At 34.1% G+C, this 5,775-nt stretch carries 6 protein-coding genes; 3 read left to right on the forward strand and 3 right to left on the reverse strand.

What is annotated here, in order from left to right:
- On the forward strand, positions 1-408 hold a 408-nt coding region (locus GOQ24_RS12190; protein ID WP_166520747.1), incomplete at its 5' end, for a DUF1456 family protein.
- Positions 409-509: 101 nt separating this feature from the next.
- Here the strand turns inward: GOQ24_RS12190 and sucC are convergent.
- The 3 genes from sucC to GOQ24_RS12205 all read right to left on the reverse strand — a co-directional run bounded on the left by sucC (position 510) and on the right by GOQ24_RS12205 (position 4,824).
- Positions 510-1,703 (reverse strand): ADP-forming succinate--CoA ligase subunit beta, encoded by a 1,194-nt coding sequence (sucC, locus tag GOQ24_RS12195; protein ID WP_155092452.1) that lies wholly within the window; start codon positions 1,701-1,703, stop codon positions 510-512.
- A 150-nt stretch (positions 1,704-1,853) separates the two neighbouring features.
- Positions 1,854-2,474: an L-threonylcarbamoyladenylate synthase gene (locus GOQ24_RS12200; RefSeq protein ID WP_155092451.1), complete on the reverse strand. Its 621-nt coding sequence runs from the start codon at positions 2,472-2,474 to the stop codon at positions 1,854-1,856.
- 16 nt (positions 2,475-2,490) lie between these two features.
- Positions 2,491-4,824 carry an ATP-dependent helicase gene (locus tag GOQ24_RS12205; protein ID WP_160339813.1) on the reverse strand — a complete coding sequence of 778 codons (2,334 nt, stop codon included), beginning with the start codon at positions 4,822-4,824 and terminating at the stop codon, positions 2,491-2,493.
- 120 nt (positions 4,825-4,944) lie between these two features.
- On the opposite strand from GOQ24_RS12205, the gene GOQ24_RS12210 reads away from it, so the two are divergent.
- The gene (locus tag GOQ24_RS12210) at positions 4,945-5,475 is read left to right on the forward strand and encodes a hypothetical protein (RefSeq protein WP_155092449.1); all 531 of its coding nucleotides are present in this window, start codon (positions 4,945-4,947) and stop codon (positions 5,473-5,475) included.
- Between the two features lie 35 nt (positions 5,476-5,510).
- Positions 5,511-5,714, forward strand: coding sequence for a hypothetical protein (locus tag GOQ24_RS12215; protein WP_160339814.1), 204 nt, complete (start codon positions 5,511-5,513; stop codon positions 5,712-5,714).
- Positions 5,715-5,775: the final 61 nt, after the last annotated feature.

A 5,775-nucleotide genomic window follows, 5' to 3' on the forward strand; every position in this document is an offset into this window, starting at 1 on the left:
ATATTAAAAAAGCTGAGAGTCGCATTGCAATTGCGCGATGATCAAATAGTAGAGATTTTAGAATTAGTTGACTTTAGAATATCTAAAGGAGAAATAGGCAATTTCTTTAGAAATGATGAACATCCTAAATATGTAGAATGTGGTGATCAAATCTTGCGTAATTTCCTTAATGGATTAGTAATCCACCTTAGAGGTACGAAGGAAAACCCTAAGAATCCAAAAGAAGTTTTAGAAGGACATAAAAAAACTTTTACTAAAGATAAAAAAAGTACTACTGTCAACTCAAAAGAAGATAAAGGCAATAAGTCTAAGTCAAGACCTAAAACTACAAATTCAAGTAAGAAGAACAATCCTAAAACACCGCTTTCAGGATTCAAGTTTAATAATGGAAAACAAAAAAGAGATTAAGTAATCTCTTTTTTTTTAGACCCGCTAATTACATTAGTAGAAAGCAAAAAAAAGAGCTATCAATATTGATAGCTCTTTTTTATTTTGTGTATGTAAATCAATTAAGATAATGCAACTTTAACTTGATCTGCAGCTTCTTGGAAAGCAACAGCTGATAAAATAGGCATACCTGATTTGTCAATTAATTCTTTTGCCAATTCAGCATTTGTTCCTTGTAAACGTACAATAATAGGCACTTTAATATCGTCACCCATGTTTTTGTAAGCATCAACAACACCTTGAGCAACACGGTCACAACGAACGATACCACCAAAGATATTGATTAAGATAGCTTTTACGTTTGGATCTTTTAAGATAATACGGAAAGCAGTTTCAACACGTTTTGCATCAGCTGTACCACCTACGTCTAAGAAGTTTGCAGGTTCAAAACCAGCATACTTAATTAAGTCCATTGTAGCCATTGCTAATCCAGCACCATTAACCATACAACCTACAGTACCATCTAAATCAACATAGTTTAACCCTGCTTCTTTAGCCTCAACTTCGATAGGTCTTTCTTCTGTAATATCTCTATACTCTGCATAAGTTTTCTGTCTGTATAATGCATTGTCATCTAAAGTAACTTTAGCATCAACAGCTAAGATTTTATCATCTGATGTTTTCAATACTGGGTTAATTTCGAACATTGAAGAATCACTTCCAATGTAAGCTCTATATAAAGCATCTACGAATTTAACCATTTCTTTAAAAGCATTACCAGATAACCCTAAGTTAAAAGCAATTCTTCTTGCTTGGAATCCTTGTAATCCTACAGCAGGATCAATTTCTTCTTTAAAGATTAAATGTGGAGTTTTCTCAGCTACTTCTTCGATATCCATACCTCCTTCAGTAGAGTACATAATCATATTACGTCCTTTAGCTCTATCAAGTAATACAGACATATAGAATTCACTTGTTTCGCTTTCACCTGGATAGTAAACATCTTCAGCTACTAAAACACGATTAACTCTTTTACCCTCTGGTGGAGTTTGTGGAGTAATTAAATCCATACCGATAATCTTACCAGCGATTTCTTTTACTTCGTCTAAGTTTTTAGCCAACTTAACTCCTCCTCCTTTACCTCTTCCTCCTGCGTGGATTTGAGCTTTAATTACATACCAACTTGTACCAGTTTCTTCTGTAAGTTGTTTAGCTTTTTCAACTGCCTCTTCTGCGTTGTTAGCCACTAATCCACGTTGTACTCTTACACCGTAGCTAGCTAATATTTCTTTACCTTGAAATTCATGTAAATTCATAGTGTGATACGTTTAGCTTTTTAAATAAACAGATACAAAAATAACAATTCAGTTTGAATTCCCCTAATTTAAAATAGGGAACTGTCATATTTTACAGTCTATTTAACCTTGTTTTATCTATTTTATTAATTAATTCTAATTTTTTGTTGATTATAATATATCAATTTCTCCTTTTCCCTGGCGGATAACCTCTGGTTCGTAGCCAGATAAGTCTATTACTGTAGACGCTGTATTATCTCCATAACCTCCATCAATAACTACATCAACAAGATTTTGCCATTTTTCGAAAATAAGTTCTGGATCAGTTGTATACTCAAGTACTTCATCTTCGTCATAAATTGACGTTGATACAATAGGATTTCCCAATCGCTTAACTATATCCCTTGCAATATTATTATCAGGTACGCGAATACCTACTGTCTTTTTCTTTTTAAACTCTTTAGGCAAATCATTATTTCCCGGAAGAATAAATGTATAAGGCCCAGGCAGGGCTTTCTTAAGAATTTTAAAAGTAGAAGTATCTATTTGCTTTACATAATCAGATATATTACTTAGGTCATAACAGATAAAAGAAAAGTTTGCTTTCTCTAACTTCACTCCTTTTATCTTTGCGATCCTTTCTAAAGCCTTTGTATTGGTAATATCACACCCTAACCCATAAACCGTATCGGTAGGATAGATAACAAGGCCTCCATCTCGAAGGATTTTCACGACCTTGTCTATTTCTTTTTCATTAGGATTATCTGGATATATCTTTATAAACTGTGCCATAACTTTTTATTACAATTTACGATAATACACGTAGCTTAGCAAATCTCAACAGTAGTTTTTTAATTCCTCCTACATCAAATCTAATCTCAGCTTTTCGATCTGCTCCTACACCTTCTAAGTTTAAAATTTCTCCTTTACCAAAACGCTCATGCATGACCATATTCCCTACTGCCAAATCTCCATTATTCACATTACTCACCTCCTTCTTACTACTGTCAATTGGCTTTAACCTTCTAATATTTCTATCAACTTTTGGTTCTTCATTCTCCGTAATATAAGCTGGAGGAGTTCCACCTACTGGTTTTTTTAATCGCAGCTTACTCTTATCCGCATCGCCAAAAATATCAGTATTCATCATAGGCTTATATCGATAATTAGTCTCAACAGGAGTTAAGTACTCTAAGTACTGATCATCAATCTCATCAATAAAACAAGAAGGATCACTATCTACCAATTTACCCCAACGGTAACGAGATTGCGCATAAGTCAAATAAGCTTGATGTTCGGCCCTTGTCAAAGCCACATAGAACAACCTTCTTTCTTCTTCTAATTCTGCTCTTGTACTTTTACTCATTGCACTTGGGAATAAATCTTCCTCCATTCCCACGCAAAATACCGTAGGAAATTCTAACCCTTTTGCCAAGTGAATAGTCATAAGCGCTACTCTATCATCATCTCCATTGTCTTTATCTAAATCCGTAGCCAAAGCAACATCCTCCAAGAACTCCCCTAAAGCACCTCTTGCTCCATCAATCTCTTTTTGACCTTCAATGAAATCTTTGATACCATTTAACAACTCCTCAATATTCTCCATTCTTGTAATTCCCTCTGGAGTAGTATCTTTTCTCAATTCCTGAACAAGTCCCGTTTTCTTTACTACATGTTCAGTCAATTGATAAGCATCCATCGTCTGTTCTTGTGCTTGAAATGCTTTAACCATATTGACAAAGTCAGATAATTTACCTCTTGTTCCTGCAGTTATCTTAAGATCAATCTTATCGATATGTTCCATAACTTCAAAAATAGATCTCTTATAGTGATTTGCAGCAATAGTAAGTTTATCTAGTGTCGTAGCTCCAATTCCTCGAGCAGGATAGTTAATTACGCGAACTAATGCCTCTTCATCTTTTGGATTAATGATCAAACGCAAATAACTAAGCACATCTTTAATCTCTTTTCGCTGATAAAAAGATAAACCTCCATAAATTCGATAAGGAATGTCTTTTTTACGCAAAGCATCTTCCATCGCACGAGATTGTGCATTGGTTCTATACAATATAGCAAAATCACTATTGTTTTTTTGCCCTTGCATTTTCTCCTCAAAAATCGTTGAGGCTACAAATCGCCCTTCTTCACCATCGGTTAAAGAGCGGTGCACTTTAATCTTCGGTCCGAAATCATTTGCTGTCCAAACAACCTTTTCAAGTTTAACTCTGTTTTTATCAATTACAGTATTTGCCGCTTCAACAATATTGCGTGAAGAACGATAATTTTGCTCTAATCGATACGTTTGAACCCCCTCATAGTCTTTTTGGAAATTCAATATATTATTAATATTTGCTCCCCTAAAGGCGTAAATACTCTGTGCATCATCACCAACAACACAAATATTCTGAAATCGATCAGACAAAGCCCTAACAATCAAATATTGTGAGTGATTTGTATCTTGATACTCGTCTACCAAAATATATCTAAAGCGATCTTGATACTTAGCCAACACATCTGGAAACATATTCAACAGCTCATTTGTCTTTAACAATAAGTCATCGAAGTCCATAGCTCCCGCTTTAAAACACCTATCAACGTAGTTTTGGTAAATATCTCCGATTCTCGGACGTTTACTCATAGCATCCGCTTCCAGAAGCTCAGGATTTGCAAAATAGGCTTTAACTGTAACTAAACTATTCTTATACGACGAAATTCTACTGAGAATTTCCTTTGGTTTATATACATCTTTGTCAAGCTGCATTTCCTTGATTATTTGCCCAATCAAGCGTTGACTATCTTGAGAATCGTAAATAGAAAAGTTACTTGGATATCCCAATCGATCAGCTTCACTTCTCAAAATTCTCGCAAATACCGAGTGGAAAGTACCCATCCACAAATTCTTTGCTTCTGTACTCCCTACGATTTGTGAAATCCTCGCTTTCATTTCTCGTGCTGCTTTATTGGTAAAAGTTAGCGCGAGAATGTTAAATGCATCTACACCTTGATGCATCAAGTATGCTATACGCAAAGTCAATACTCTTGTTTTTCCTGAACCTGCACCAGCAATCACTATCATCGGCCCCTCTTTTTGTAAAACAGGCGCCCTTTGTGCTTCATTTAACTGATCAATATAATTTTGCATATCCTTTTTTCATAAAAAGCCAAAAATACAATTACTCTCCCTTTATAACAAGTTTTTTGAATACATAAAAAAGTTTATGCCCAAGTATTATATTGTTTATTTTTGTAAAAATTTCGCATTATGAACTTAACTTTTTTACTTGAATTAATTAGTTACACTATTCCTGCTTTGGTTGTTGCCGCATTATCTTATGTTTATTTTGACGCCATTCTGAAAAGACAAAGTCAAAGAGATAAATACATCATCGATTCCCTACAAAACAACAAGACAATTGATACAATAGCTTTGCGATTACAAGCTTATGAGAGATTAACTATTTTTATTGAGAGAATTGATTTGCAAAAATTACTATTGAGAATACAATTGCAAACAGATGACAAAGCTTTGTATAGCTTAGCACTGATACAACACATTACACAAGAATACGAGTATAATATTTCACAACAAGTATATGTTTCTGAAGAACTGTGGACTTTGCTTACCCAACACAAAAATGCAATTGTCAGCTTGATACAGCGTTCTTCAAACCTACATAATATTGACAATCCATTGAATTTACAACATTTATTAATAAAGGAAAGTCAAACTATGGCTAACAGTACTTCTATTTGTTTAACCGCAATCAAAACGGAAGCTAAGCAATACTTATAAAAAATAAACACTATATAAAACATAAAAAATCTACTATGAAGAAAAACATCATTATCCTAAGCACTTTGGCACTTTTTTTAAGCTCTACCCTTACAGAGAATGCTTATGCCCAAAAAGTAACAGACATTATTGGCAATATCAGTCAAGATAAAGTAGCAAAAGGATTAAAAGAAGCTTTAGATAAAGGGATTGAACAACGTATCCACCCGACCAAGCCCATATTTCATAAGCTAACGTAAGGTAGTAAGTTTGCTTGAAATAATAAAGAGATGAGCAAACAAGAAATAATGTACTCTCATG

The organism is Myroides sp. LoEW2-1, assembly GCF_009767705.1.
In the GTDB taxonomy this organism is placed as follows: domain Bacteria; phylum Bacteroidota; class Bacteroidia; order Flavobacteriales; family Flavobacteriaceae; genus Flavobacterium; species Flavobacterium album_A.

What these genes read in the sequence shown, in the direction of transcription:
- GOQ24_RS12215 (WP_160339814.1), top strand. Translation starts at nt 5,511, where the DNA reads ATGAAGAAAAACATCATTATCCTAAGCACTTTGGCACTTTTTTTAAGC.
- sucC (WP_155092452.1), bottom strand. Translation starts at nt 1,703, where the DNA reads ATGAATTTACATGAATTTCAAGGTAAAGAAATATTAGCTAGCTACGGT.
- GOQ24_RS12200 (WP_155092451.1), bottom strand. Translation starts at nt 2,474, where the DNA reads ATGGCACAGTTTATAAAGATATATCCAGATAATCCTAATGAAAAAGAA.
- GOQ24_RS12210 (WP_155092449.1), top strand. Translation starts at nt 4,945, where the DNA reads ATGAACTTAACTTTTTTACTTGAATTAATTAGTTACACTATTCCTGCT.
- GOQ24_RS12205 (WP_160339813.1), bottom strand. Translation starts at nt 4,824, where the DNA reads ATGCAAAATTATATTGATCAGTTAAATGAAGCACAAAGGGCGCCTGTT.